A 26,630-nucleotide genomic window follows, 5' to 3' on the forward strand; every position below is an offset into this window, starting at 1 on the left:
TTGACCTGTTGTGTTTTTGTTTTGGTTTGGGGGTCTGCGCACTAAATTCCGAAGCCGGGGATCGGGCGGCCGGGATTTGTCGTAGGTGGGTGTGATGATGGGGTTATGTCTTCGACCGCATCCGCTGGCGCTGTGGGGGTGAGCCCGAAAGAGCGTCTGGCGGTGTTGTTTGAGGAGTTGGCGGAGTTGGCCGGGCAGCGCAACGCCATCGATGGGCGCCTCGTGGACATCGTCGCCGAGATCGATCACGACGAACTGTGCGGGATGACGGGTGCACGCTCGGTGGCGGCGTTGGTGGCCTGGAAGCTGGGGGCGTCCTCGGCCAACGCCCACACCATCGCCACCATCGCGCGCCGGCGGGCGGCCTTCCCGCGCTGCGCGGCGGGCCTGCGGCAGGGCCGACTGTCGCTGGATCAAGTCGGTGTCATCGCCGCGCGCGCCGGGGAGGGCTCCGATGAGCACTACGCCCAGCTGGCGCAGGTCGCCACGGTCAACCAGCTGCGCACCGCGGTCAAGCTCGAACCGCGACCCGATCCCGAACCGCGACCCCAATCCGAGCCTTCGATCACCAAGACCACCAACGAGCAGGGCAGCTGCTGGCGCATCCAACTGCCGCCCCTGGACGCGGCGAAGTTCGACGCCGCCTTGGCGTCTCATCGGGAGGCGCTGATCACCGAATGGAAACACGACCACGGCGAGGGCGGTGCGGATCAGCGGCCCCCGCTGCCGGGCACCCTGGAGGCGTTTTGGCGGCTGGTCGAGACCGGCTGGGACACCGAGGCCACCCGGCGCCCCCACGGCCAGCACACCACCGTGGTGGTCCACCTCGACGTCGAGCGGCGCGCCGCGGCGCTGCACCGGGGTCCGCTGCTGTCCGAGGCCGAACGCCAATACCTGAGCTGTGATGCCACCTGCGAAGTCTGGTTCCAACGCGCCGGGAAGCTCATCGGCGCCGGGCGCACGACCCGCGGAATCAACCGGCGGCTGCGCCGCGCGCTTGAGCACCGCCAGCCCAGCTGCGCAGTCCCTGGCTGCGGGGCCACCCGCGGCCTGCACGCCCACCACATCTGGTCCTGGTCTGCCCCTATCACCACCGGGCACACCACCGCGGCCTGATCACCATCACCGGAACCGCGACCGCTCTGACCGTCACCGACAGCGCCGGGCGAGTCCTCAGCCCAGCATCACTGGCGCGCCCACCCACCCAACCTCCACCCGCGGTCCCGCCGTGCCCCGGGCCCACCGGCGAACGCGCCGACTGGTGGTGGTACGAACCCTTCCAACCCCAACCACCACCACCCACCAACTAAGTTGGTTAGCTAATTTGAGCCAAATCGGGCCATAGGCGGGCAATCCACGCCCGTCGTAGCCGAGGATGTCATCCGCGGTCCTGGTGTCAAGCACCGGCACGCGCAACGCGGCGGATGACTCAGATTGGATTGCTGAACTGAGAATTGCCGAGTGACGTATGCCATGACTCGTCCGTGATCATATGCTCAGCGTCGGGCGCAGCGAGCCATCGTTCGGCGCTGCAGTGAACGGAGGCCAGAGATGAGTCCTCGTCCCCTGCGGCTCGGCTTAGCCCTTTCCGGCCAAGCCGCCGTGGCGGAGATGACAGAGCAAGCACGCCGCGCCGAGGCCATCGGCTTTGATGTGGTGCTGTTGCCTGACCACCTCGGTCTGACGGCACCGTTGCCACCGCTGGTCGCGATAGCAGCATCTGCACCATCGGTGCAGGTAAGCAACCTCGTCCTCAATGCCGCCTTTTACCGGCCCGCGCTGCTCGCCCGCGACTTGGCCAGCGTGGACGGCGCTACCGGGGGTCGGTTGATCGTCTCGCTGGGTGCGGGTTACGCCGAAGAGGAATTCGCCGCCGCGGGACTCGCGTTTCCCGGGCCCGGCGCCCGGTTGGGGCTGCTCACCGAACACGTCACCACGATCCGCGCCCTGCTGTCAGATCCGGACTACGTTCCGCGGCCGGCGCAGGCCCCGCCGCCCATCATGATCGCCGGGGGTGGTGACCGGCTTTTGAAACTCGCCGCCCACCGGGCCGACATCGTCGCGATCGCCTCGCGGGGCACCGAAGCCGATCTCGCCGAACGCGTCGGCTATGTCAAAGCCCACGCCGGGCAGCGCCTCAACGAGATCGAGCTTGCATTCAGTTTCTTTCAGGTTTCCCTGGACGGCCCGACCGACTTTGCGATGCTCCGCCGATTTGCGCCCGCCAGCACCGAGTCCGACCTTCGCCGGCTGGCTACCCTCCTGGACGGGCCGGTCTCCGCGGCCGCCGAACGCATCCACCGCTTCCGCGACGAGTTGGGCATCACGTATTTCACCCTCAATTACAGCCCTGGCGCGTCGTGGGAAAGCCTCGGAAAGCTCGTCGCGGCCGTCAAGTGACCTCACTGGGCGGCTAAAGCGGCCCGGAAGCGCTACGGAACGGGTAGGCCGGAAGTAGCATCAACCCGATAGTCGAAACGGGCCACTGCTCTGGCGTGAGGGGAGGTCATGACCGACGCATTCGTATGGCCGCCGCAGGTCGATGACGCGCGGCTCACGGAGGCAATGCGGTGGTTTGGCCGGGCACGGGGCCGCAGCCTCAACGAAGGTGAGTGCCAGACAAGCTGGCAGACGGTCGCATTCACCTACAAGCCCGACCTTCGCCGCGTTCCGCGCCCCTACCCCGCGACCGGCACATGGGTCGCCAGCCTGCACTCGAGCGGGACCACCGCCGAGCCCGTATTTTCGCCATGGTCGGAGGTCGACCAGGCGGTCGCCGACGCCACCACACAGCAGATTCATGAGCGGTGCCCGTCGATTCAAGGCGCACGGTGCGCGGTGATCGCGCCGGCGCCGCCGCTTGCCGCCGCGCACTTCATGATGCGCGAGATCGAGCTGAGTGACGGGGTGCCCTTTCTGATCGAGCCGGGCGAGCCTGAAAGGACATGTCGGGCCTTGATTGACAACGGCATAGAGGTGGTGTTCACCCTGCCGCTGATCGCCTCGCGTCTCGGAGAGTACTTGAACAATGCGGCCCACCGACGCCGCCCCGTTGCTGTCTCGCTCGTCTTCTGCGTTGGCGATGTGCTGGCCCCGGCGCGTCAGTCGATGCTGACCGCGCTGTGGGAGGCCCCGGTGCTGAACATGTTTGGCTGTTCTGAATTGTTCGGACCGGTGGCGGGGCCCGCGGAGGCTGGTCACCCACTGGTGTGGTGTTGCGAACCCGTGGCCGTCGAGGTGATCGATCCGGTCTCCATGTCGCACTGCCAGGTGGGGGAACGCGGTGTGTTGGTTCTGACCACGCTGTGGCCCAAAGCCTCTCCGCTGCAGCGGTATTGGACAGATGATTCCGTGGAGGTAACCCAGGCCTGTCCGGTCCACGGCTGCTTTGCCTTCCACTACATCGGCCGCCCAACGTCGACGTTGCAGACGCCCTGCGGCCACGTCGCGTTGCGTACCATCGACGAACTGCTACTCGGCAGCGGATTGTGCGGGTCGGAATGGTCGGTGCGCCGAACCGCGGAGGGCATATGCGTCGAGGCTGAGATGCTCACGCGGTCACCCGGTGCCACGCGCGAGGTCCGGGATGCATTGGTCGAGATGATCGGTGAACCAATGGGGTTCGTTGCCAGAAAACCAGGTTCGTTGCCGCGGATCGCGCCCAAGTTCCGTGTCGTCACAGCATAGGGTGATACACCGCATGCCCTCCCCCGAGACGCCGCGCCTGCTGTTCGTGCATGCCCATCCTGACGACGAGACCCTCACGACCGGTGGCACGATCGCGCACTATGCCGCGCGGGGCGCGCAAGTCCACGTCGTTACGTGCACCCTCGGCGAAGAGGGCGAAGTCATCGGCGACCGCTATCGGCTGCTAACAGCAGACCACGCCGACCAGCTCGGGGGCTACCGCATCAACGAACTGACCCGAGCGCTGCACGCGCTTGGCATCGACGAACCGATCCACCTCGGCGGACCGGGCCGATGGCGTGACTCCTGCATGCCCGCCAAGCCGAGCGGCCGTCAGACCCGATTCGCCGATGCCGGAGACGACGCTGTTCGTGAGCTATCTGCGGTCATCGACCGATTGCGTCCGCATGTGGTCGTCACCTATGACCCTGAAGGTGGTTACGGCCACCCCGATCACGTGCAAACTCACCGTGTGACCACGGCCGCGGCGCGGGCCAGCGAGTGGACGACGCCGAAGTTCTATTGGACAGTGCTGGCGTCCAGCGCATTGAGAGCCGGCCTGAACAGTTTGGGCGATATCCCCCCGGGCTGGACGAAGGTGCCCAATCTCGCCGACATGGGTTTCTGCCACCCCGATAGCGCCATCGACGCCGTAATTGATGTAGCAAACGACTTACACCGCAAGCTCAATGCGCTGTCCGCGCATGCCACCCAGGTCAGCCTGGCGCCCGACCGGCGCTGTTTCGCACTCTCCAACAAGGTGGCGGTGCCGATCCTGACCCAAGAGCATTACGTGTTGGCGGCCGGCCGTGCCGGACCGCGGGACCGCCGGGGGTGGGAAACCGACCTGCTGGCCGGGCTGTCGTTCGGCTGACGCCTACACCCGGACAGCGGGTTCCTGGCGCAGCCGCCAATAGCGGCGATCCGACTTGTTGAAGAACGGCGCAAATACCTGCCGCACCGTCAAATCTAGTTCCCGGTAATACCTTTCATCCAGGTTGTAACGCGTGTCACCATACGGGTAGTAATAGTCATTACGGAAGTAGCCGGTGGTGAGCATTGTGCGCGGCTCGTCGGTGGGGTTGGGCGTGCCGCGATGCAACATGCCCGGATCGCGGATCATCAGGTCTCCGGGGGCCAGCTCGATCAGTCTGGATGGAATCTGGCTGGCAAGGGCCTCGACCGATGGGTTCGCCTCGTCCTGTATGAATAGGTCGAGGTTGAATCTCTCGAACAGCTCAGCGCGCCAAAGATGGCTACCGCCGGGCCAGACTTCGATGGGACCATTCTGCAGAGTGCATTCGGTGATCGCGATGTTTACCAGGCAGCCGGGGATGCCGTTACCCTCGTAGAAGCCGATGTCGCGATGCGGCGCTTGCTTGGTCGATCCCTTCAGGCACGTATCGCTGGACACGGACTTGCAGTAGTAATCGTCGCCCAACGTCTCCGCGATGATCGAATGCGCAAATGCGTTGCGCACGACGTCGGCAGCCGCGAATGGCCCTGTCAGGCGAGGGAATATCCGAAGCCGTGAGCCTCTCTCCCAGAAGACGCCATCGGTACTCCAGGCCTCGCCTTCCGGCGTCTTGTGCCGGCCTGCCCGCATCTGCCGCGTGACCCGTCCGTACAGTTCCTGAAAGCTCGTTTGAAGCTCCGCCAGAAGTGAATCTGGGATCGCCGCCCGAAGGATCACGTATCCGCGGGTGTGCAGCAGCATCGTTCCGAGGCGGGTGTTCTCAACGGAGAGCTCAGCGTTGCGAAGCTCTCGACCGGAGATCCGGATATCTGCTTCAGACGGATTCATCGAAGCACTCATTTCGACCTCGATCTTGCCGTTGTGCGGCGGCGACGTGTTGTGGGCCGATGGTACGCCGGCCGGCCCGTTCGGAAGCGGAATACGAACACGAAATCAAAGATTCACGGTCCTCAATCGCGCTGATCCCTCGATCTTTCCGCCGATGTGGGCGGCCAGCTGAGCGGTCGCGATCAGGGCCTCGCGGCGTGCGCCGCCCGACATCCCGGCAGCGTCCCACGCGAGTTCGCATATTCGGCGATACAGGCGAACATCCACCGACACGCGGTGGTAGTGATACTTGTTGAGGTACGACGACGCGACCCCGTACTGGCGCCATTTTCCAAGTGTGGCGGTCAGCGAATCCGGCATATCGCCGACCACAACGGCATCCGCTGTGTACAGGATGCGGCCCGCACCGGCGTCCAGCACCCGGAACATCAGATCGAGGTCCTCGCCGAAGTTGGAAAATCTCTCATCGAATCCGCCCACCTTTTCGAGGACGTCGCGTCGGTACGCACAGTTGGCGGTGACCAGCGCGCCGTCGAGAGTCTTAGCGGTGATCTGCCGGGATTCGGCCGTGTGGCACAGGATTGCGTCCAACAATGTCCTCGCGCTGACTTTTTCGAAGAGACTGACCGGCTCGGCGGTGAGTCGGCCGCCCACTGCGACTACGTCGGGACCGCTTGCGGCGGCTGCCATTAACGCCTGCGCCCAGTCCGGAGCCGGCCGGCAGTCCCCGTCGGTGAAAAGTACCCAATCGCCACTGCAGCGCTCGAGCGCGACATTGCGTCCCGAGGCAGCATGCCGACGGGGGTTGTCAACCAAGGTCACCGCCGGGTCTGAGGCGGCGATTTGGCGGGTCCCGTCGGTGCTGCCACCATCGGCGATGACCAGCTCCTTGATCGAATAGGTCTGACAGTGAAGTGATTCCAGAAGCGGACCGATGCCCGACGCCTCGTTGAGCGTTGGCACCACGACAGAAACGGAAGCGGTCATCCCGATTGATCCGATGCTAAGTCAGGTCATAGCCGTACGCGGACGCCACCATCGCGACGTCCTTGTCGGCCAGCGCACGCAGGGAGGCCGGCAGTTGGGACCAGGTGTGTAGTTCTCGATCCAATGGGCCATACCCCCGGGTGTCGTGTACTCGTCGGTCGAAGACGGCATGGTCAAATTGATGGGCATCGAGCTCACAATGCTCGGCGATCGCGGCGCTCCAACGGCGGGTGTCGGCGATCAAGTCCTCGTAGCGTACGGTGAGAATCAGTCTGCGCAGAGAGGAATCCTCTTCGCTGCCGATGAAACTTTCGGCCACCGTGCGCCAACACCCCACTGACGTCTCGGTATCACGACGCGTCCAACCAGGGTGACGCTCCCAGTCTTCGAGGCTGCACAGCACGTCTCGCGGATCTCGCACGATGTGGATGACTCGAAGTCGCGGAAACAGTGTCAGCAGAGGTTGTATATCCGGCAGCCCGTATCGAACCTCCTTAAATCCCCAGATTGGCCGGCCATTTCGGTGTGCGGGCTCGGCGAACAACGTCTCGATGAAGGCGCGGCCGGCATCGTCAATGCGGGCGCGTTCGGGAGTCAGGTTCGCGATGAACCCCTGATAGTCGCTGGCAGCCCACTCATCTCGAGCCTTGGCCCCGTGATGTCCAGTCCAGAGCCGGAGCTGCTCGACGGCAGCCAGCACGGGCCGCAACTGCCCGGCGTGTTCTCCCCAGATCATCACGTCGGGGTGCGAGCACAGCAGCCGCTGCACCAGGGTGCTGCCGCATCGCTGGCCGGCCCCGAGCACCAGCAGCGGAGTGGCCACTTCGGTCATGTCAGGCACCAACCGGCGCCGAAGACCGAACGGCCACAGGGCTGTTGCGATGTGTAGGGGTGGATTATGGGACCTCCTTTTCGCGGCTTACCGCGCTCGCCGCAGAGGTCGGGCCGGGACACTCGTTCCTCACGTCGGCCGTGGCGCACCGGCGCCGCTTGCGTCCCGCTGTGGTCGGGCCCCAGCGACATCTCTGTACGGAAAGTTCACCGAATCGCCGGCCGGCACATCCGTCGGCTCCTTTTCGTTCGGCGGCGCAAGCGGATCGGTGTCGGTCGGAACTCGGGTGCCGAGCACTGCGAGCTGCCGGTCGTAGGCGTCCCCGGCGAACTGCTCCGTCGCGGCGTCGCAATGTTGACTGAATTGAGTCTCACCGGTGGTGTTAGCGCCATGAAAGACGTAGGTGTACAAGCGGGGCGCGTCGAGCATGACAACGCGCCGGGATCGCCACAAGCGGTACCCGATTGCGATGTCTTCGCCGCGATGCAAGTGTCGGTACGGCGGGAACTTCTCCCGTGCGCAGACAAGGCTTCCCTCCCACATCCGCCGTATCGAAACCGCGAAGATGCGGCGGGCCGGCCACCAAAGTTGCAGTCGCGCGAGAAAGCACGCGTCGGCGCCCAGAAACCTGATCGAGCTCATCTGGATGCTGAGACGGTCCGGGTCATAGAGATCGTCGTCATCCCAGATGCACAGGTATCGACCCGACGACTTTTCCACTGCGAGGTTGCGCAGCTCTCCCATCGATCGGTTTGCCTGCCGTTCGGCGTAGATCTTGACCGGTGGATAACAAAGCGCGTCGATGCCCTGTTGCAATTCGTCGGACCCGCCGCCATCGATAACGACCAGTTCGCGGTTCGGGTAGGACTGCGCCAGGAAGCATTCGATGGCACGCGCGGCCATGGCCGGCCGGTCCCGCGTAACCATGAGGCATGACACCACGGGCATATCGCGATCATCGTGATGGGCTTGTGGGTCGATCGCGATGTCCCCGGCCGCGATGTTGCGGCCGCTGTCACTCAGCGTGAACGGCGTGGCGGTCGGGACGCACCCCTCCGGTTCCGATCCGTTGCTGGCCATCGACTCTCCGCGATGAGCGGCCGCGCCGGACTAGACCCGGCTCTTTGTTTCCTCCAAACCCCAGGCGGCGTCGGCCGGGCAGGCCGCAGCAGGACGTCGGGCCACGAGCATCACCATGCCGTCAGAGACGGAATCGCTGAGCTCTACATCGGTCAAACCGGCGAGTCGAGCCCAGTTGGCCACACGGTACGGGTCGGTGTGAAAAAGGTTCCGGACGTTGAGGAAGTGGCCGCCCGACGTTTCGTCGAAGCCAACCAATGCGTAGAGATCGCTATCCTCCTGACCGCGCCGGGGAAGCCACGAGGACCAGGCGTTCCGCCGCCCTTCGTGCCCATCGGCGAGGTGCTCGGACAAGCGCGCCCGGTCGCATAGTTCGGCTATCAGCGTTCCGCCGGGACGTAGATGCTCCTTGGCGCGTCGCAGCACACTCACGATATCTTGTGGCGCCTCGATGTATTGGAGGCAACCGTTCATGCACACCACGGCGTCGAACTGCTCGTCCAGGAAGAATGAGCGGAGATCGGATTTGACCAATCGGGCCTCAGGCACCTTGCGGGCGGCGGTGGCCAGCATCGCGTCGCTACTGTCGATTCCGCTCACCCGTACGCCGCGGTCGGTCAATAACCTGGCAAGCGATCCGGTATCGACGGACAGATCCAGTACCGACGGTTGCGCCATGCCATCGAGGTGCTCAAGCACGAATTCGGACTGCCCGGCGTACACAGCGTCGTCGCCGAAGATGCCGTCGTAGATCTCGGCGTCGGAAATCTGGAGATCGTGCTCCGGCAGGCGCTCCGCGGTGGGTGGCGGAACAGGAAGGGACGAGCGCAGCGGGTCGTCATTTCCGGCCGCACCGGACATGTTGCGGTCCATCCAGCCGAACATGTCCGACAAGGACACCAGCAGGTCCCGGACACCGTCCTGAAACGTCATCACATCGACTTCCGAGGCGACGTAAAGGCTTGCGGCTTCCAGCAATTGGTCGGTGTGCTCGGGGTCAAGCTCGCAGTGGATCGGGAAGTACTCCATGGTGTGCTCGTCGAGTCCCGGGAAAATCTTGCAGAGTCCTTGGATGTACATCGTGAACACACCCGGCAAGATGCGCTCGATGGCCGCAAACCGGCCGAGCGACCAGATGATCGGCTCGTTGTCTTGAATCTCGAATCGCTTGAAGCGCAACTCGGGTACGCGAAAAGCACCGTCATCTTCGTGGACATCGATTCGCGAACAGCCGATACCGCCCATGAACCGCATAAATAAAGCCACATGCGCTTCGTCGGGGTTCAGATTGCCGTGCTCGGAGTGCACGTTATTGAGAAGGAGCGTGCGCATTCGGTAGTCCTCGACGCGCGCGGTTACTTTGAGGAAGGCCTGATTGAACCGGTTGCTGCCCGGCAACATCTTGATGGCCCACCAACGAATGGCGTCCTGTTCGAAATCGCCTGCAGCAAAGCGCTGCAAGAACGGGTGGCGTTCCAGGGGCCACTCCGCGACCGCTTCTTCTAATGCCACCATAAGTTGACGCTTAATTGCATCCGTGTCGGTCTGGGAGGTCATGGTTATCCTTCGCCTCGTCGAAATATTTGAGGATGTCTGCCTCGATGTCACAGCGCACAACCGTGAGGACTGCAGGGATGCTAACACCGAGTGGGCGTCCAGCGGTATGCTCGGGAGCGGTTTTTCCGGTAATAGGTACGGTATTGGGTGGTAATTCTGGTGCAGGAGAGATAGCAGGGACGCAAGATGCCGTTCAGAGGCTTGTTGACTCACCGGAGCGAGCGTCTATAGCTCGAATGAGCTAACCAGCATCGTTCAATCCGCGGTCGACTTTGTTTGGTAGGAGGTCGCCATTGACGCCGTAGTTCAGTTGCCCTTCGACGAGGTGCATCCGTTAATGGTGGCGCCCGGCCTGCGCGAATTGCAGACCAGCGGCGTAGTCCATCGTGTTCGTACTCCCGTCGGCGACCCGGCGTGGCTGGTTACCGGCCACGCGGAAGTGCTGCGGCTATTGGACGACGACCGGCTCGGCCTGGCCCATCCGGAGCCGGACACCGCCCCCCGAATGAGTGAGTCCGCGCTGTTCGGTGGACCGGCGCGCAACTTCGCCACCGAACACGCTGACCACGCGCGAAAACGCGCCCTGCTGCAACCGCACTTCACGCCAAATCGCTTGCGGGCCTTGCGGCCTGAGGTAGACCGTCTGACTGCGCAGTTGCTCGATGAGCTGAGCACTAAAGGACCGCCGGCGGACCTGCACGCAGCCGTGGCATTGCCGCTGCCGGTATTGGTGATCTGCGAATTGCTCGGCGTGCCGTACGAGGACCGTGATCGGTATTGCTCGTGGACCGCGGATGCGGTCAATACGCACGACCGCACCCGCTCGGAATCAGGCCTCGATGGGCTCCTAGCGTACTGCCGGCAGCTGGTCGCCATGAAGCGGCGGGACCCTCAGGACGATCTGATCTCCCGGTTATGTGCGACGGAGGGCACCTCCGACGATGAGATCGCCAGTCTGTCGAGAGTGCTGCTATGGGCGGGCTACGAGACCACGGTGGTCCAAATCGGGCTCGGCGCATTGATGTTGTTGGCCAACCCAGAACAGTGGCGCGCACTCGTCGACGATCCGGCTCTGGTTTCGAGGGCAGTAGAGGAGACCCTGCGGGCCAAGCCGCGAAGTGCGATGCCGCGCTATGCGCGAACTGATCTGGAAATAGGTGGGTGCACCGTCATGGCGGGGGAGCTTGTGCTGTTGAGTCTCGCCGCAGGCAACCACGACCCTTCGGTGTTCGTCGACCCGCACCGGTTCGATATCGGGCGGCAGGCAGTGGGGCATCTCAGCTTCGGCCACGGCTCGCGGTACTGCATCGGCGCGCCGCTGGCCCGTATCGAGCTGGGCGCGGTGTTTTCTCAACTGGCTTCTCGGTTCCCGAGAATGCGCCTCGCCACCGGCTTGCAGGAGTTGACATTCCGACACGGCACTCTGTTCGGCGGGCTGACCGAACTCCGGGTGCAGTGGTGATCGCGATCTTTCACCCGGCGCGGTGAACGGCCCCTGCATCACACCAGCTTGGGCTCGACCGGGGCGGCGCGATTTGCCACCGCCGGACTGACCTTCTGGGCCTCGTAGAGCTTCTTGTAAAGGCCGCCAGCCGCGAGCAGAGTCTCGTGAGTACCCTCCTCCTTGAGCTGCCCGGCATCGAGCACGATGATGCGATCCGCAACCGCCGCAATGAAATCCATGTCGTGGCTGATGACAATGCAGGTTCGGTCGCGGGCGTACTCACGGATGACCCACGTCAGCCGCGTTCGCTCATCCGCATCCAAATTCTCGGTCGGCTCGTCCAGCAGCAGCACTTCGGGCTTGCGCAGCAAGCAACGCGCCAACGCGATCAACCGCTTCTGGCCGCCGGACGGAACTTGGACGTCGACGATCGTGTCGTAACCGTCGGGAATCTTGGTAGGGTCGACGATCACGCTGTGCACGTGGGCCCGCTCGCAGGCCTCCTCGACCTCGGCGTCCCCGGCGCCCGGCCGGGCGATGCGGACATTCTCGCGGATGGTGTCGTGCAAGAAGAACGGAAATTGCGCCAGCTTGCAGACCTGATCGCGCAGTGAGCTGAGTGTCACGTGGCTGATGTCGTTGCCGTCCAGAGTTATCCGGCCGCGCTGGGGATCGATGAAGCGGAGCAACAGGTTGAAGATCGTCGTCTTGCCGGATCCGATCGGGCCGACCAGCGCTACCGTCTCACTCGCTTTGATCGAGAACGAGAGCCCATCCATCAAGGTTTGCTGCGGTGAATAGCTGAAGGCAACGTCCTCGAAGGCCAGGTTGCCTCGCACTGATTGCAGCGCCAAGGCGTCCGGGCGCTCCCGGACGGTCGGCTTCGTGTCAAGCAACTCGAACGTCGCCGCGACGTTCGGGGCAATCGAATGGTATGTCGTATAGGCGTGGATGATCCGCTGCACCCCAGCGAACATCGTCGGCACGAACCCGGCAAAAACTACCAGGCCGGCGAAAGTAAGACCGAAACGTGCGCCGAACGCGACACCGGTGATGAGCACCAAAACGGTGCTCGACGCGATGAAGACTTGCGCTCCGCTGGTGCCCGCCTGGGTCCAAATCTTCATCAGTGTCGTAGTTTTCGCGGCCAGCATGGACGCCCGGTGGAATCGCTCGCTTCGATGCCGCTGGGCGTTGAAGACCTGGATCTCGGAGATGCCGCTGATCGTTTGTTCCAGCTCGACAGCCATCGCGCGCTGTGCCATGACCATCCGCTGCGTAGCCGATTGCAGGCTATTGCCCGCGACTCGGAGCGTCATCAACGCCAACGGCGACAGCACCAGCGCGACGATCGTCATTTGCCACGACAGCGAAAGCAGGTACAACAACGCGATCAGCAGAACCGCAATGTCGACGGACGGTGGAATGACGCAGTCAGTGAGTAGCTGTTGAACGCAGGGGGCCTCCAGCAGCACACGCTGCATCACCGCGCCGACATGCGTTCCGGTGAAGAAGTCCAGTGAGAGCGCCTGGATGTGATCGTGGACGCGCTGGCGAACCGCCGTCCGCAGCTTCCAATGAACCTGCGCGTCAATCCAGGCGTTGACAAAGCCCAGGACCTGAGCGAGCACCAACGATACTGCCCAGATGGCGAGTAGGGCGGCGAACGGCAGCGGTGTCGCGAGCCGGCCGAACAAGCCGGACGTCGCGCCACCACTGGGACTCAGCAGCGAGCCGTTCAGCCCCCATGCCCGTGCGAGGTCTCCGGCCCTACCCGCGTCTGCGACGGCCTTCATCAACGGACCGAAGGCCGCGCTGGCGACGAACGGCAAGGCCGCCGCGACGAACGCGATAACGATCGAGACCACTACCGGCCCTCGCACCGGACGGAGCATGGGAAGACTGCGCCAAAGATAGGTCCTCTTCATCCCTAACTCCCAGAGCAAACCCGCGCGGTCGAACAAGGTAGTCGACAGCACCTCAAGGGAGTTTGCCACGAACGCCACCTTCTTCGAGGGCTTCCGCAGTTGCGGCATCTCGGGCGGCTCGAGGAAGCCCTTCGCCGGATCAAGCTGCTTCCGCCGCCGGGCGATACCCCAAGCTCTCCGGCATCCTGGATTCTATATTCCAGGCATACGCCTCGCGCGAACCCCAATCATTCGCCGACGCAACGGCATTGGCGACCGTGATCGGCCGAATGGCGGGCCCTGCAGGCGCGCGATGCGCAACGTGCCGGCGATCAGCACCGCGGCAAGCGGCAGTTCCCCCAGCCCGGCGGTGAGCACGGAGACCACGAAGTCGCCACGCTTGGCGGTCAACACGTCGAACCACGCGTCGCACACGAGGAGCACCCCCGTTGCGAAGGCGAACAGCGTCAGCAGCGGGTGCTGGACGAATCCGAGCACCGCGGTGGCGATCATGAACGCCAGCAGCAAGACGTCGAACCCGACCCAGGTCGCCTGCCAATGCTGCGCGGTGTAGCTCTGCGGCAGGGTCAAACCCAGATAGACGGTCCAGGGGATCAACGCGATCGCTGCGCACAGCGCCAGCCACTCGCGGAGCCGACGGATCTGAACCACACGCCGTGACCGCATCACCGTGCAATTCAACCAAGCGCTGCGCCGCCGCGCTTGCCCGCGGCGATGCAGCCAGCGCCAGCGAGATCGACCCGAGGTCCGGGCTAAGGGCCGCTCCCGCGCGGATGTCCTTGCTCCGGGACCTCCGCCGATTCTTCCTCGCGCTCGGCGTCGGCCACCGTCAAGGGCAAAGCCAGCTCTTCGAGGGGGCGTCGTTCGGCCGCGACGCCGAGCCACAGCTCGATCAGGCCCGCGGTTGCCATCACCACCGCGCCGATGAGGAACGACCAGACCACCTGACCGCGCTGTCCGGAGTTGATCAACTGCCCGAACAGCAGGGGGCCGGTGATGCCGCCGATCGCCGTCCCCACCGCGTAGAAGAACGCGATGGCCAGCGCCCGGGTCTCCATCGGGAAGATCTCGCTGACGGTCAAATACGCCGCGCTCGCGCCCGCCGAGGCCAGAAAGAAGGCCACCGCGAGGACCGCGATGAACGTCCATGCGCCGCCGGTACCGGTCACGAAGAGGACCGCCAGGACGACGGCCACGACGGCCGAACCGACGTAGGTCGCCGTGATCATCGGCTTGCGGCCGACGGTGTCGAACAGGTGCCCGAGCGCCAGGGGGCCGACGAAATTGCTCAGCGCCCAAAGGATGAAGAACAGCGGCACCTTCGCGGACGGGACGCCGTAGAAGCCGCTCAACAGCGTGCCGAGATTGAACGTGACACCGTTGTAGAGGAACGCCTGCCCGATGAACAGCGCCAGCCCGAGCACCGCGCGCCGCGGGTACAGCGTAAACGCCACCCTGGCGATCTCCCGGAACGAAATCGTCTCGCGCTGGCGGACTTTGAGCGGGCGCCCGGCCGGCTGCGGCAGCGCCTTGCCGGAGAGCCGTTGCACCTCCCCCTCGATTTCGCCGACGACCCGTTCGGCCTCCTCCGCGCGCCCGTGGATGAACAGCCACCGGGGACTTTCCGGAACGTTGCGCCGGACGAGCAGCACGAAGATGCCGAAGATGGCACCGATGCCGAAGGCGAGCCGCCACCCGATGTTCGCCGGGAAATTCGAGGTGTCCAGGAGGACCAGTGCGCCGGCCGCTCCCGCGGCCGATCCCAGCCAGTAGGTGCCGTTGATGATCAGGTCCACGCGACCGCGCACGCGCGCGGGGATCAGCTCGTCGATTGCCGAATTGATCGCGGCGTATTCGCCGCCGATACCGGAGCCCGTGAAGAATCGGGCGATGAAGAAATACCAGGGCGCGAAAGCGAATGCGGTCGCGACGGTGGCGATCAGGTACACCGCGAGGGTCAGCATGAACAGGTTGCGCCGTCCGAAGCGGTCCGTCAGGTGCCCGAAGAACAGCGCTCCCAGGCAGGCCCCGGCGATGTAGAACGCCGCCGCCACCCCGATCTGCGCCGGGGTGAGTCCGAGGCCGCTGCCCTTCTCGGTCAGCCGGGACGACACGTTGCCGACCATGGTGACCTCGAGCCCGTCAAGGATCCAGACACCGCCGAGGCCGATGACGACGCGCCAGTGAAACCGCGACCAGGGCAGCCGGTCCAGCCGCGCCGGCACGTGGGTGGTGATGGTTCCGGTTTGCATGCCCGCGCTCATCTGACTCCTCTCCGGGTGAGCAGAGCACTACCCAAACAAGCGGTACGGCAAGCCTCAGTCCCGGTCCGGGCGGGACTCCTCGGGGGTCCAGGCCGGTGGCTGGCCGGGCTGACCCGGGAAAAGGTAGTCGATGAAGGCCGCGGCGGTGGGCTGGGGTTCGTGGTTGGCCAGCCCCGGTCGCTCGTTGGCCTCGATGAAGGCGTACTCGGCGCCGGTGACGTCGGGGACGAGCAGGTCGATGCCCGTCACGGGGATGCCGATGGCCTCGGCCGCGGCCACCGCCACGCGGCACAGTTCCGGGTTCACCACGGCGGTGACGTCGTGAATGGTGCCGCCCTGGTGCAGGTTGGCGGTGCGGCGGACGCGGATTCGGGTCCCCTGGGGCAGCACGTCGTCCAGCGTCCAGCCGGCCTCGGCGACCGTCGACTCGGTGAGGTCGTCGATCGGGATCTTGGACTCGCCGCCGGTGGCCGCGGAGCGCCGCCGGCTCTCCGCCGCGATCAGGTCCCGGATGGTGTGCTCACCCGTGCCGATGATCTCCGGCGGCATCCGCAGCGCGGCGGCGACCACCCGGCCGTCGATCACCACGAGCCGGAGGTCGTCGCCCTGGACCCGCTCCTCGATCAGCACCTCCGGGTAGTGCTGCCGTGCCCGCGCCACGGCAGCGGCCAGCTCGTCGGGACCGCTCTCGGCGGCCACGCCCACGGTGATGCCCTTGCCCTGCTCTCCGCGGGTCGGTTTGACGACGACCTCCCCGACCTCCTGCAGGAACGCGTAGTCGCCGTCGTCGAGGGTGGCCAGGCGGGCACGCGGCACGGTGATCCCCGCCTCCGCCACCAGGCGCCGGGTCAACCGCTTGTCGTCGCAACGGCACATGGCGACCGCCGAGGTGAACTCGGACAGCGATTCGCGGGTGATCACGCTGCGCCCACCGTGGGTGAGCCGCATCTCGCCGGTCTCGGCGTCCAGAACCTCGACCCAGATCCCGCGGCGCATCGCCTCGTCGGCGATGATCCGCGCGTAGGGGTTGAGATCCTCGACGGTTTCCGGGGGCGCGGTGAACAGCGGCTCGTTGATCGCGTTCTTCCGCTTGATCGCCAGCACCGGAACGCGGACGAAGCCCAGCTTTTCGTAGAGGCCGATGGCCGCGGCGTTGTCGTGCGCCACCGACAGATCCATGTAGGCACGGCCGGCGCGGCGGAAGTGGTCGGCCAGTGCCCGGGTCAGGGCCTCACCCACCCCGGGCAGCGCCGCAGCGGGATCGACGGCCAGGGTCCACAGGCTCGACCCTTCCTCCGGATCGGAGAAGAGCAACTCGTGGTCGACGCCGGTCACCGTGCCCACCACCGCACCGTCGTCGTCGCGCACCGCGACCAGGTACGTCACCGCCGCCGCGTGCAGATGGTTGTCCCAAATCGTCTCGACCGGCGCCGGCACCATGCCGCAACGCACGAAAACGCGGTTCATCGCGTCGGCGTCTGCCGGGTCGTTGAGGGTGCGCACAGTGACACCGATCGGCGACGGGACCGACTCTTCATCGTCCGGGTGAAAGCGCAGCCGATAGGTGTGGCTGGGGTCGATGAACAGCTCGGTCGGCGCACCGGCGACCACCACATGGGACTCGCGAGCGTAGATGCAGATGTCGCGCCGGCCCGGCACCTCCCGCCGCAGCGTTTCGGCCAGCGTGTCCGCGTCGGCGAAGGTCTGGCCGAAAATGAGCCTGCCCCAACCCATTTCTAGTTCGACGTCCTTGGCCATCGCGTCGACCAGCTCGGGCGGTGACGCGTCGTGCAGGCCCATGGTGATGGCCTCGGTGTGGTCCTCGGAGGGGTCGACGGCGGTCATGCAGCCGGTCCGCTCACACCGTGACGCTGCAACCACAGCTCGAGTAGGCCGATCTGCCAGAGTTCGTTGCCGCGCAGGGGGGTGAGCTTGCCGTTCGGGTCCGCCAAAAGGGCGTCAACCGCTTCGGAGTTGAACAGCCCGCGCTCCTTGGCCACCGGCGCGTAGAGGGCGTCGCGAACCATTTCCAGATAGGGCCCCTCGAGGTGGGTCAACGCGGGAACCGGGAAGTACCCCTTGGGCCGGTCGATGACCTCCGAGGGAATCACCCGTCGCGCAGCCTGTTTGAGGACGCCCTTGCCTTCGTGGGCGATCTTCAACTCCGGCGGGCAGGTCGCCGCCAGCTCGACCAGCTCGTGGTCGAGGAAGGGAACCCGGCCCTCCAAACCCCACGCCATGGTCATGTTGTCCACCCGTTTCACCGGGTCGTCGACCAGCATCACCGTCGTATCCAGCCGCAGCGCACGGTCGATGCCGGTTTGGGCGCCGGCACGCGCGAAGTGCTCGGCGACGAAGCGCTCGCTGGGGTCGCCTTCAGTGAAATACGCCGGTCCCAACAGGTCTCTGACGCCCAGCGAATCGCGGTCGAAAAAGGCACCGCGGTATTCGGCGACCGCCCCCTGTAGGGTCGCGGCCGCCGGCGAACCCATCGGGGGGTACCAGTGGTAGCCGGCGAACACCTCGTCGGCGCCCTGACCCGATTGCACCACCTTCACGTGCCGCGCGACCTCCTGGCTGAGCAGGTAGAACGCGACGCAGTCGTGGCTGACCATCGGCTCACTCATCGCGCCGATGGCCCCGTCGAGCGCGGGCAGCATCCGGTCGGTACCGATGCGGATCTGGTGGTGGTCGGTGTCGAAGCGTTGGGCGATGATGTCCGACCAACGGAACTCGTCGCCCTCGACACCACCGGCCGACTCGAAGCCGATGGAGAAGGTCGACAGCCCGTGCTGACCGGCCTCGGCGAGCAGCCCGACGATCAGGCTGGAGTCGACGCCGCCGGAGAGCAGGCAGCCGACGGGGACGTCGGCGACGAGCCGGCGCTCGACCGCCACCCGCAGCGCGGACAGCACCGCGTCCTCCCAGTCGCGCTCGGACCAGTCGGCGCGGTCGTCTCGCCTGGTGAAGTCGGGCGTCCAGTAGGTGGTGGTGGCGCGCCGGCCGTCGGGCTCGATGGCGACGAGCGACCCGGGTGGGACCTTGCGCACCCCGCGCAGGAGCGTCAGCGGCGCCGGCACCACGGAGTGGAACGTCATGTAATGGTGCAGGGCGACCGGGTCGATCCGGGTGTCCACGCCGCCGCCGGCCAGCAGGGCCGGCAGGGCCGAGGCGAACCGGATCCGGTCGGTGTCCTCGGTCACGTACAGCGGCTTGATACCGAGCCGGTCCCGGCCCAGCAGCACCCGGCCGCTGTCGCGTTCGACGATGGCGAAGGCGAACATCCCGTGCAGGTGGCTGACGAAGTCGTCGCGCCAGCGGTGGTAGGCCTTGAGCAGGACCTCGGTGTCGCTGTGCGAGAAGAACCGGTAGCCGTGCCCGGTGAGCTCGCGCCGCAGCTCCTTGTAGTTGTAGATGCAGCCGTTCCAGGCGATCGTCAGGCCGAGTTCGGCGTCGACCATCGGCTGGGCGCCCGCTTCGGTCAAATCGATGATTTTGAGGCGACGATGACCGAGGGCGGCCCGACCTTGTGACCAGGCCCCCGCCGCGTCCGGCCCCCGTGGCGCCATCGCGGCGGCCATCGCCGATACCGCCGCTAGATCGGGAACCCGGCCGTCGAGTCGAACCTCACCGGTGAGTCCACACACTCCTTTGACCCTACCGGGGCCCATTCCGGCACGTACAGTCCAGCCCTGGCGGTAGGTAGCCAACGCCGAACAAATTGCCCGCTTTTCGGCCCCTGGATAGGGCCTGACGGCTTATTGTTTCCTGGACCACAGTTTGCTGGGAGGCTGAGTGGACGGGACGCCGTTCGGACGGTACCGCCTGATCGATCCGAACCACCGCCAATACGCCCGGCCCCGCTGATGCTCGTCGACCATTACCTGCGGATTCTGCACCTGGATCGGCGGATGCCGCTCAACTTCGACCTGGGCCCGCTGCACGTGCACCTCCACGCCCGATCCGTGTTCTTCATGTGGGTCACCCTGGTGATACTGGTGATCGCCGGCGTCGTGGTCCTGGCGTCGCGCAGGCGCGAGCTGATCCGGCGCTGGACCACGTGGGTGATGATCGCACCGGTGGTCGGCATCCCCATCTGGATCGGCCGGGGCACCACCGCGGCGCTGGCCGCCGCGCTGGCCGTCGTCGCGGTGTTCGAGTACGCGCGCCTGGTGAAACTCGGCAAGGCCGATACCTATCTGCTGCTGGCGCTGGCCGTGCTGTATCCCATGGCGGCCTGGCTGCATCCGCCACTGTTGCGGCTCGCGCCCATCATCGTGCTGGCGTGCGCGCTGCCCTCGGTGTTCAGCGGCGACGTCGAACATGGTGGCAGGCGCACCACGTTCACCGCGTTCGGTTCGGTGTGGATCTGCTGGTCCCTCGCGCACCTGGTGACCCTGTGGTCGGACGCGTATCTGGTGTGCTTCGCGGCCGCGGCCACCGACGTCGCGGCGTGGTGCGGCGGGAAAGGGCTGCGCCACTTCGGGTGGGCGCGAAAGCCGTTGTCGCCGTTGAGCCCCAACAAGACGGTCGGCGGGTTGGCCGGCGCGGTGGTGGGGGCGTTTCTCGTGCTGACCTTGCTGGGCACGGTCACGATCGGTCTGCTGGTCGCGGTGGCGTTCGGTGGCGTGCTCGGCGACCTGGTCGAATCGATGGTGAAGCGGCAGGCCCAGGTCAAAGACGCCGGCTCGTGGCTGCCGGGCTTCGGCGGTCTGCTCGACCGCATCGACTCGCTACTGCTGGTTCTCCCGCTGGCGTATCTGCTGGGATGACCCGGCCGGTCACGCGGCGTGCGGCAATTTTCTTGGTGCCGACTCCCAGCGCCCGGCTCCGCCGCGCTTGCGATCGGCACGCCCGAGCGGCTTCAGCGCGGCGTCGTCCCGCAGCGCCATCACCTGCGCCCGCAGCTGCGGCGCCGACGTGCTGTGCGGGTCCACGGGTTCACCGATGCGGACCTGCATCGGCGCGTGGGAGATGAAGCTGGCGCCCTTGGGTAGCACCTCGGCGGTGCCCAGCACGGCGACCGGAACGACGGGCACGCCGCAGTCACGCGCCAACCGCAGCGCGCCGGAACGGAATTCGCCGACGGCCCCGTCCGTCGAGCGGGTGCCCTCCGGGTAGATGACGACGGTGCGTCCGGCCCGCAGCGCCGGGCGCGCCGCCGCCAGCAACTGGGCGTAGGTGTCGGCGCCGGACCGCCGCACCGGCAGCACGCCGATCAGCGAGGACGCCACGAAGCGGCGCACCGGCACGTCGAACCAGTAATCCGCCGCCGCGGCGAATACCGGCTGGGCGCCGGCGGGCAGCGCGGCCAGCAGCACCGCGGTGTCGGCGTGCGAGGAGTGGTTGGCAACCACCACGCAGCCGCCCGACACGCGCCACCGCCCGGTCACGGTCAGCCCGCCCGAGGCGGCGCACACCGCCCGCCACAGCCGGTGCCGCAGCCCACTGGTGATTCGGTTCGCGGTCATGATGCCAGCACCCCCGCCAATTCCCGGGTGGCCTCGGTGGCCTGGTCGCCCCGTCGCTTCGCCACCAGCTCGCGGTGCGCCGCCCGAAGCCGCAGCGCGGCGGTGATCAGCGAACCGTTCACCAGCTGCGTCGAAACCACGGGCAGAATGACCGGGAACGCGGTGGCCAGCAACACGAAAACGCATCGTTCGGTCTTGCCGAGCGGGCCGCCGTTGCGCCGCGGCGCGCCGGCCGCCGCCCCCGCCAGCGATGCGAACGTGGGCAGCGTCGCGGCCAGCGCGGCCACCAGCACCATGAGCACCGGCCACGACAACCAGTGCAGGCCGGGGCCGCGCTGCCGCGCCGCCCACACCGCGAGCCCGGCGAAGGTCAACAGATCCGAGGCGCGATCGCCGACTTCGTTGACGACGAATCCCCATGGCCGGCTCACGGCACGGGCGCGAGCCACCGCGCCGTCGAGATTGGCTCCGGCCAGCCGCAGCGCGAGAAACAGCGCCGCCAGCGGCCACCATCCCAGCGCGACGGCAACGCCGGCCGCGGCCGCCGCAAAGACCCCGGCCACGGTGAACACATCCGGTGAAATCCGCCGGGCCACGGCCACCTTCACGATTGGCGTCAACCGGCGGGTGTACCACGGCTTCAGCGCGTAGAGGCCCTGCCATTTCCGGGGAGCGTGTTCGAGGGATGCCGTGGGTAGCGGGACAACCGCGGCGGTGACGACCTCGACCCGGGGAAGCGTGGGTGTGTCCGTCGCCGCGAGGGCCCGCGATCCCGACGTATGGCAACCGCGGTGGGCGATGCGGGGCTCGCTCACGGCGGTCAGCGTGCTGATGCTCCGCGTGCGCAGCGTCGGCGCGTTGTCGAGATCGGTGCTCACGGGGGTGTTTCCTCTCGGTTGGTGGTCTGTAGTTGGGTGCAAGTCGACCCCGCTCGCGCGGCTACCGGTCCCAACATCTCCGACCGCGGACGCGCGGTGGACCGCTCGCACCGGTAAGAGCCACCGCTCCCCCACGGTCGGACACTTTCTTGCGAACTTTCTCGCGGCCGGCCGCTGTGACCGGCAGCACATACGTTGCTCCCCACCGCTTGCCGCTCTGTCGCGAAGTTCTTGCGGAATTCTTGCGGCCGCTCGGCGAGAGGAATGTCTGGATTTCAGCTACCGTTCAACTGAGTTGTTCTTGACTCGAAGCCGATTCACCTGCATTGGGAGACGCCATGGCCCGGACAAACGTCTGTCGCGCGAAGTGGGCGGCGGCCTCCGCGGTCATGCTGTCCGCCACCGCGACGCTTTGCGCCGCGCCCGCAGCGGCGGACCCGACCGATGATGCGTTCGTCGCCGCCCTCTCGAAGAACGGGATCGCCATGTCCGACCGCGCCACCGCGGTTTCGATGGCCCACACGGTCTGCGCCGGATTCGATAAGGGCGAACCGTCCACCCGGCTGGCGATGGGGATAGTGAAGGACACCGATCTCTCGGCGAAGCAAGCCGGCTTTTTCGTCGGCATTTCGGTGGCCGCCTACTGCCCGCAGTACAAGGGCAACACCGACAATTCGTTCAACTGGGCGGGGCTGTCTCCCGCAATGCAGTGAGCGCGCCTGTCACTTTCGTCCAGCGCGCGGCCGGGCTATTTTTGAACGGACGCAATTCGCCGGCACAATGAGGAATCATGGCCCACACGAGGGTAGGTCCCCGGACGTGGCCGACACTGACCGCGATCCTGCTGTGCGCCGCCGCGCCGCTCTCCGCGGCGCCGGCATCGGCGGATTCTAACGACGACGCCTTCATTGCGGCCCTCACCCGTGAAGGGATCGACGTTTCTGACCCTGACACCTTGATTGCGAGAGCCCATGAGGTGTGCGACAGACTTGACAGGGGCCAGGCGGGATCTTTGGTCGTGCTGGAGGTACGAAAGCAAACGAATCTCTCGGTGAGAGACGCCGGCTATTTCGTCGGGGCTTCGGTGGCCGCCTACTGCCCGCAGCACAAGAGTCTTATCGACGGTTCCTTGATCTGGCTGCCGCCGTCTCCCCAATGACGTGAGCGTCAAGACCGTGCCGCCCGGCATCGAACAATCCCGCCACCGCCTGGTGACATACACGAGACGCTTTGGTCTGAGGTGCCGCCGAGTTACCTTGGGATGGACGCAAATTCACCCGCATGAAGAGGCGCCATGACCCGTGCGAGCGTACGTCTCGGGACGTGGTCGACATTCATCGCGATCCTGCTGTGCGCCGCTACGCCGATCACCGCGGCGCCGGCAGCAGCGGACCCGACCGATGATGCTTTCATCGCAGCCCTTGTGGGCCAGGGCATCCCGGTCCCCGACGGCAACGCCGCGATCCAGGAAGCCCGGACCATGTGTGCCCTACTCGACCAGGGCGTAACGCGACCCCAGCTAGCGGTGAGGCTGATGAGGGACACGAGTCTCTCGGCAAGGCAAGCGGGCTTCTTCCTGGGGATTTCGACGTCCGCTTACTGCCCGCAATACAGGGCCACCGTCGCCGGATGAACTCCGTGACCCGAGCAGTCGCGCCGCGTCCTAGCGACCCCTGACTCCGCCGTCGACGACCTGCACCGGCTTGTGCGGGTAGCGGCGTTCGGCGTGGGCCTTTGCCCGCGAGCTCGGCAGCACATATAACGTTTCCCTCTTGTCCTGCAACGGTTTTAGCACCAAGTCCATGAACGCTTTGCGGTTGTCGAGGTACGGCTCGATGATGTCCTCGCCCGCCGGGCACACCGCCAGGCAGTAGGCGGCCTTGTAATTGGGTTTGAACGCCAGGCTCTGCCACATCGAGGCGTTCTCCGAGTCGCTGACCCGCGAACGGAAGTCGGCCGCATCGGCGCTGTCGGCGATGGTCTGCACCCAGTCGGTGAACCCGCCCATGAACTCGCGATAGTTGTGCACCGAGCAGGAGACGAAGTCGAAGTCGCCGTCCTTGCCGATCGCTCCGACGGGGCACGCCGCCACGCACAACTTGCATTCCAGGCACGGGCTGTAGTCCAGCGGCCTGCCGTAGCCGCTGATCGGTACGTCCACCAAGATCGTGCCGAGCAGGATGAAGTTGCCGAACTTCGGGTGAATCACGTTGCGGTGGATGCCCATCACGCCGAGGCCCGCGGCCACGGCGACGGGCTTGTGTGCCACCACCCAGATCCGGCCGGGGAAGTTGTCCATCTCCATCGGAAAGGTCGCCGACGGGTTCAGCGCCCGATAGCCGGCATCCTGCAGCCGGCGCACGATGCGGTGGGCCGCTTCGTTGAGCACCTCGCCGCTGCGGTGGAACTCCTGGTTTGCCACGCTGCGCCCCGTCGAGCGGACGTTGTCGCGGTTCATCCTCACCACCAGCGAGATGTAGCTCGCGGTTCCCGGTAGCGCGGCCTCGACGTACTCGACCTCGGATGCCAGGTCGGGGTTGTCGACACTGGCGAACCCGACGTCGTCGACGCCGGCGGCCAGGCATATCTCGCGCAGCCAGCCGGCGTCCAGCACACGGGGCCGCCGCCTCTCGCGTGAGCGCACCCGCCGCACGGTGGGGTGCTGGGCCAGTCGGCTGGGAAGTTTTTCCGCCGTGCTGAGTATGGTACACGATACTTAGCTTTGGCGAAGAGTTCGGCGAGCTCACGTTCGTGAACGAGGTTTGACTTCCGTATGAACGCATGCGAGCCTGTCGCCGTGATCGAGTTGAGCGAGCAGCAGATCATCGACGGGGTGGCCGATCGATTGACCAGGAAATATCCGACCGTTTCAGCAGATACCGTGACTGCGGTCGTGCGGGACACTCATGCCCGCTTCGACGGCCGGCCGGTCCGGGAATACATTCCGCTTCTGGTGGAGCGGTTCGCGTCGCAGGAACTGGAACCGCTGGCGTCAGCAGCGCCCGAAACCACGGTCGATCAGGCTATCGCCGTCTGATCGATAGCCGAGCATGACGGCTGCGTCACGTTCGCGCCATGTCACCGGCCGCGCGGTCTCGCTGAGGGCCGAACAGCATCCACACCGGCGTGGCGGCCGCGAACTGGCCAGATGCCAAGCGAGACCAACCATTTCAGCCGTGCCCCTTTTCCGGTGTCACGATTGACATGCCGCGCGCCCTGCATTCGGCGTCACCAGCCGTTACGATCCGTACACGGTCACCTACCCCTCCACATGCCATTTCGTGTTGGCTCTGCTGGTCGCTGAGAAGACCCCAGGGCAGCTTTGTCGGATGCGCGGTCTGACCGTGTGTGATCGCCGGCCGTGTACCCCTTTCGCGGCTTTGGCGGATCGTTTGCGATCGACACCCGCCCCCCTCGCTTCGGAAGGTGCCCGGCATGTATCGCCAAATCCTTGACCCCGTCGCCCACTCGCTGGCTTGGAGCTCACTGGTGGCGGTGGTCCCGCTGGCGACGCTGTTCGTGATGCTCGGCGTGTTGCGCATCAGAGCGTGGATGGCATCGGTCGTGTCCCTCGCCGTTGCGATCGCGATCGCGGTCGCGGTCTACGGGATGCCGATTGGGCAGGCGGCCCTGGCGGGCAGCGAAGGCGCGGCCTTCGGGTTCTTCCCGATCCTATGGATCGTGATCAACGCGATCTGGGTTTACCAGATGACCTTGGAGACAGGCCATTTCGACGTGCCGCGACGCAGTTTTGCGGCAGTCAGCGACGATCACCGCATTCAGGCAATCATCATCGCGTTCTCCTTCGGCGCGTTGCTCGAAGCCCTGGCCGGATTCGGCACGCCCGTGGCGGTCACCTCCGTGATGCTGCTCGCCCTGGGCTTCAAACCACTCAAGGCGGCGGTCCTGGCGCTTGTCGCCAATACCGCGCCGGTCGCATACGGCGCGATGGCGACGCCGATCATCACCCTCGCCAAGACCGCCGGATTGCCGACCGACACGCTTGGCGCCATGGTCGGGCGCCAAACCCCGATCCTGGCCCTCTTCGTCCCGCTGGCGCTGGTCGGCATCGCCGATGGCTTGCGCGGCGTCCGCGAAACATGGCTCATTGCGTTCACTGGCGGTGTGGTTTTCGGCCTCGGCCGATACGCCACCTCGAACTTCGTGTCGGTGCCGCTGGCCGACGTGACCGCCTCCCTGCTCTCCGCCGGCGCGGTGGTGGCGATGGTGCGCGTGCGGCCGCCGCAGGCCGAACACACGCGCGCCGCCGTCCCCGCGGGCGGCGCCGCCGATGCGCCGGCCCCCGAGTTCGGCGAGCGCGTCGCGAACCCCGACTCACGCGGCGACGTGCTCCGCGCCTACGCGCCCTACGCAATCGTCATCGCCGTCTTCGTGATCTGCCAGATCTCGGCGGTGAAGAAGTTGCTCGACCATGCGACCTTCACCGTGCACTGGCCGGGACTGCACCTCTACACCGCCAAGGGCACCGCCTCGACGCTTCCCAACTTCACCTTCAATCTGCTCACCACACCGGGCACCCAGATGCTCGTGGCGGGCATCCTTACGATGGTCGGCGCTGCGCCTGTCGCCGATCAGGGCGCTCAGGGCCTACGGCGCGACGCTGCACCAGCTGCGCTGGGCCATCGTGACGGTAATGTCTGTGCTGGCACTGGCTTTCGTGATGAACGCGTCCGGACA

Annotated in this window: 23 protein-coding genes and 1 pseudogene; 11 read left to right on the top strand and 13 right to left on the bottom strand. The window is 66.0% G+C overall.

Annotated elements, in window-relative coordinates; genetic code table 11:
• The first annotated feature begins 105 nt into the window (after positions 1-105).
• The 4 genes and pseudogenes from VMD50_RS14300 (at position 106) to mshB (ending at position 4,561) form a co-directional block, all read left to right on the top strand.
• A pseudogene (locus tag VMD50_RS14300) lies at positions 106-1,310 on the top strand (HNH endonuclease signature motif containing protein).
• A gap of 241 nt (positions 1,311-1,551) precedes the next feature.
• Positions 1,552-2,400: a TIGR03621 family F420-dependent LLM class oxidoreductase gene (locus tag VMD50_RS14305; RefSeq protein WP_325428400.1), complete on the top strand. Its 849-nt coding sequence runs from the start codon at positions 1,552-1,554 to the stop codon at positions 2,398-2,400.
• 108 nt (positions 2,401-2,508) lie between these two features.
• Complete coding sequence (locus VMD50_RS14310; protein WP_325428401.1) at positions 2,509-3,687, top strand: phenylacetate--CoA ligase family protein; 1,179 nt, start codon at positions 2,509-2,511, stop codon at positions 3,685-3,687.
• A 13-nt stretch (positions 3,688-3,700) separates the two neighbouring features.
• Positions 3,701-4,561: an N-acetyl-1-D-myo-inositol-2-amino-2-deoxy-alpha-D-glucopyranoside deacetylase gene (gene mshB, locus VMD50_RS14315; protein ID WP_325428402.1), complete on the top strand. Its 861-nt coding sequence runs from the start codon at positions 3,701-3,703 to the stop codon at positions 4,559-4,561.
• Positions 4,562-4,564: 3 nt separating this feature from the next.
• On the opposite strand, the gene VMD50_RS14320 is transcribed toward mshB, so the two are convergent.
• The 5 genes from VMD50_RS14320 to VMD50_RS14340 all read right to left on the bottom strand — a co-directional run bounded on the left by VMD50_RS14320 (position 4,565) and on the right by VMD50_RS14340 (position 9,947).
• Positions 4,565-5,491, bottom strand: coding sequence for a phytanoyl-CoA dioxygenase family protein (locus tag VMD50_RS14320; protein WP_325428403.1), 927 nt, complete (start codon positions 5,489-5,491; stop codon positions 4,565-4,567).
• A 105-nt stretch (positions 5,492-5,596) separates the two neighbouring features.
• Complete coding sequence (locus VMD50_RS14325) at positions 5,597-6,478, bottom strand: glycosyltransferase (RefSeq protein ID WP_325428404.1); 882 nt, start codon at positions 6,476-6,478, stop codon at positions 5,597-5,599.
• A gap of 16 nt (positions 6,479-6,494) precedes the next feature.
• Positions 6,495-7,310: a sulfotransferase family protein gene (locus VMD50_RS14330; protein ID WP_325428405.1), complete on the bottom strand. Its 816-nt coding sequence runs from the start codon at positions 7,308-7,310 to the stop codon at positions 6,495-6,497.
• A gap of 129 nt (positions 7,311-7,439) precedes the next feature.
• Positions 7,440-8,390 (bottom strand): glycosyltransferase family 2 protein, encoded by a 951-nt coding sequence (locus VMD50_RS14335; RefSeq protein WP_325428406.1) that lies wholly within the window; start codon positions 8,388-8,390, stop codon positions 7,440-7,442.
• Positions 8,391-8,420: 30 nt separating this feature from the next.
• Entirely contained in the window at positions 8,421-9,947 is a 1,527-nt protein-coding gene (locus VMD50_RS14340) for an iron-containing redox enzyme family protein (RefSeq protein ID WP_325428407.1), read from the bottom strand.
• A 337-nt stretch (positions 9,948-10,284) separates the two neighbouring features.
• Between VMD50_RS14340 and VMD50_RS14345 the strand changes: the two genes are divergently transcribed.
• Entirely contained in the window at positions 10,285-11,409 is a 1,125-nt protein-coding gene (locus tag VMD50_RS14345; RefSeq protein ID WP_325428422.1) for a cytochrome P450, read from the top strand.
• A gap of 38 nt (positions 11,410-11,447) precedes the next feature.
• Here VMD50_RS14345 and VMD50_RS14350 read toward each other — a convergent pair whose 3' ends face one another.
• The 5 genes from VMD50_RS14350 to VMD50_RS14370 form a co-directional block, all read right to left on the bottom strand.
• The gene (locus tag VMD50_RS14350; protein WP_325428408.1) at positions 11,448-13,388 is read right to left on the bottom strand and encodes an ABC transporter ATP-binding protein; all 1,941 of its coding nucleotides are present in this window, start codon (positions 13,386-13,388) and stop codon (positions 11,448-11,450) included.
• Between the two features lie 123 nt (positions 13,389-13,511).
• Complete coding sequence (locus VMD50_RS14355; RefSeq protein WP_325428409.1) at positions 13,512-13,970, bottom strand: hypothetical protein; 459 nt, start codon at positions 13,968-13,970, stop codon at positions 13,512-13,514.
• Positions 13,971-14,071: 101 nt separating this feature from the next.
• Positions 14,072-15,583, bottom strand: coding sequence for an MFS transporter (locus VMD50_RS14360; protein WP_325428410.1), 1,512 nt, complete (start codon positions 15,581-15,583; stop codon positions 14,072-14,074).
• Positions 15,584-15,637: 54 nt separating this feature from the next.
• Positions 15,638-17,428 (bottom strand): N-acetylglutaminylglutamine synthetase, encoded by a 1,791-nt coding sequence (ngg, locus tag VMD50_RS14365; protein ID WP_325428411.1) that lies wholly within the window; start codon positions 17,426-17,428, stop codon positions 15,638-15,640.
• Complete coding sequence (locus VMD50_RS14370; RefSeq protein WP_325428412.1) at positions 17,425-19,230, bottom strand: N-acetylglutaminylglutamine amidotransferase; 1,806 nt, start codon at positions 19,228-19,230, stop codon at positions 17,425-17,427. Before VMD50_RS14370 ends, ngg begins: the two co-directional genes overlap by 4 nt.
• Positions 19,231-19,449: 219 nt before the next feature.
• Between VMD50_RS14370 and VMD50_RS14375 the strand changes: the two genes are divergently transcribed.
• Positions 19,450-20,355, top strand: a complete 906-nt coding sequence (locus VMD50_RS14375; RefSeq protein WP_325428413.1) for a phosphatidate cytidylyltransferase — start codon at positions 19,450-19,452, stop codon at positions 20,353-20,355.
• Positions 20,356-20,364: 9 nt separating this feature from the next.
• Here VMD50_RS14375 and VMD50_RS14380 read toward each other — a convergent pair whose 3' ends face one another.
• Complete coding sequence (locus tag VMD50_RS14380; RefSeq protein WP_325428414.1) at positions 20,365-21,054, bottom strand: lysophospholipid acyltransferase family protein; 690 nt, start codon at positions 21,052-21,054, stop codon at positions 20,365-20,367.
• Positions 21,051-21,932 carry a CDP-alcohol phosphatidyltransferase family protein gene (locus VMD50_RS14385; protein ID WP_325428415.1) on the bottom strand — a complete coding sequence of 294 codons (882 nt, stop codon included), beginning with the start codon at positions 21,930-21,932 and terminating at the stop codon, positions 21,051-21,053. The genes VMD50_RS14380 and VMD50_RS14385 overlap by 4 nt, the downstream gene beginning before the upstream one ends.
• A gap of 389 nt (positions 21,933-22,321) precedes the next feature.
• Here VMD50_RS14385 and VMD50_RS14390 point away from each other — a divergent pair, with 389 nt between their 5' ends.
• The 3 genes from VMD50_RS14390 (at position 22,322) to VMD50_RS14400 (ending at position 23,565) form a co-directional block, all read left to right on the top strand.
• Positions 22,322-22,645, top strand: coding sequence for a DUF732 domain-containing protein (locus tag VMD50_RS14390; RefSeq protein ID WP_325428416.1), 324 nt, complete (start codon positions 22,322-22,324; stop codon positions 22,643-22,645).
• Positions 22,646-22,722: 77 nt separating this feature from the next.
• Positions 22,723-23,091: a DUF732 domain-containing protein gene (locus tag VMD50_RS14395; protein ID WP_325428417.1), complete on the top strand. Its 369-nt coding sequence runs from the start codon at positions 22,723-22,725 to the stop codon at positions 23,089-23,091.
• 135 nt (positions 23,092-23,226) lie between these two features.
• Positions 23,227-23,565, top strand: a complete 339-nt coding sequence (locus VMD50_RS14400) for a DUF732 domain-containing protein (protein ID WP_325428418.1) — start codon at positions 23,227-23,229, stop codon at positions 23,563-23,565.
• A 30-nt stretch (positions 23,566-23,595) separates the two neighbouring features.
• Here VMD50_RS14400 and VMD50_RS14405 read toward each other — a convergent pair whose 3' ends face one another.
• Positions 23,596-24,585: an epoxyqueuosine reductase gene (locus VMD50_RS14405; RefSeq protein ID WP_325428419.1), complete on the bottom strand. Its 990-nt coding sequence runs from the start codon at positions 24,583-24,585 to the stop codon at positions 23,596-23,598.
• Positions 24,586-24,729: 144 nt separating this feature from the next.
• On the opposite strand from VMD50_RS14405, the gene VMD50_RS14410 reads away from it, so the two are divergent.
• Both VMD50_RS14410 and VMD50_RS14415 read left to right on the top strand, forming a co-directional pair.
• Complete coding sequence (locus VMD50_RS14410) at positions 24,730-24,969, top strand: three-helix bundle dimerization domain-containing protein (RefSeq protein WP_414686070.1); 240 nt, start codon at positions 24,730-24,732, stop codon at positions 24,967-24,969.
• Between the two features lie 398 nt (positions 24,970-25,367).
• On the top strand, positions 25,368-26,630 hold a 1,263-nt coding region (locus tag VMD50_RS14415), incomplete at its 3' end, for an L-lactate permease (RefSeq protein ID WP_325428421.1).

Origin of the sequence: Mycobacterium sp. (genome assembly GCF_035506235.1) — a bacterium.
Classification (GTDB): domain Bacteria; phylum Actinomycetota; class Actinomycetes; order Mycobacteriales; family Mycobacteriaceae; genus Mycobacterium.

Excerpts from the sequence above, each read along its gene's own strand:
- VMD50_RS14330 (WP_325428405.1), bottom strand. The coding sequence starts at position 7,310 with ATGACCGAAGTGGCCACTCCGCTGCTGGTGCTCGGGGCCGGCCAGCGA.
- VMD50_RS14380 (WP_325428414.1), bottom strand. The coding sequence starts at position 21,054 with ATGACCGCGAACCGAATCACCAGTGGGCTGCGGCACCGGCTGTGGCGG.
- mshB (WP_325428402.1), top strand. The coding sequence starts at position 3,701 with ATGCCCTCCCCCGAGACGCCGCGCCTGCTGTTCGTGCATGCCCATCCT.
- VMD50_RS14345 (WP_325428422.1), top strand. The coding sequence starts at position 10,285 with ATGGTGGCGCCCGGCCTGCGCGAATTGCAGACCAGCGGCGTAGTCCAT.
- VMD50_RS14325 (WP_325428404.1), bottom strand. The coding sequence starts at position 6,478 with ATGACCGCTTCCGTTTCTGTCGTGGTGCCAACGCTCAACGAGGCGTCG.
- VMD50_RS14340 (WP_325428407.1), bottom strand. The coding sequence starts at position 9,947 with ATGACCTCCCAGACCGACACGGATGCAATTAAGCGTCAACTTATGGTG.
- VMD50_RS14390 (WP_325428416.1), top strand. The coding sequence starts at position 22,322 with ATGCTGTCCGCCACCGCGACGCTTTGCGCCGCGCCCGCAGCGGCGGAC.
- VMD50_RS14305 (WP_325428400.1), top strand. The coding sequence starts at position 1,552 with ATGAGTCCTCGTCCCCTGCGGCTCGGCTTAGCCCTTTCCGGCCAAGCC.
- VMD50_RS14375 (WP_325428413.1), top strand. The coding sequence starts at position 19,450 with ATGCTCGTCGACCATTACCTGCGGATTCTGCACCTGGATCGGCGGATG.
- VMD50_RS14310 (WP_325428401.1), top strand. The coding sequence starts at position 2,509 with ATGACCGACGCATTCGTATGGCCGCCGCAGGTCGATGACGCGCGGCTC.
- VMD50_RS14335 (WP_325428406.1), bottom strand. The coding sequence starts at position 8,390 with ATGGCCAGCAACGGATCGGAACCGGAGGGGTGCGTCCCGACCGCCACG.
- VMD50_RS14400 (WP_325428418.1), top strand. The coding sequence starts at position 23,227 with ATGACCCGTGCGAGCGTACGTCTCGGGACGTGGTCGACATTCATCGCG.
- VMD50_RS14360 (WP_325428410.1), bottom strand. The coding sequence starts at position 15,583 with ATGAGCGCGGGCATGCAAACCGGAACCATCACCACCCACGTGCCGGCG.
- VMD50_RS14395 (WP_325428417.1), top strand. The coding sequence starts at position 22,723 with ATGGCCCACACGAGGGTAGGTCCCCGGACGTGGCCGACACTGACCGCG.
- ngg (WP_325428411.1), bottom strand. The coding sequence starts at position 17,428 with ATGACCGCCGTCGACCCCTCCGAGGACCACACCGAGGCCATCACCATG.
- VMD50_RS14320 (WP_325428403.1), bottom strand. The coding sequence starts at position 5,491 with ATGAATCCGTCTGAAGCAGATATCCGGATCTCCGGTCGAGAGCTTCGC.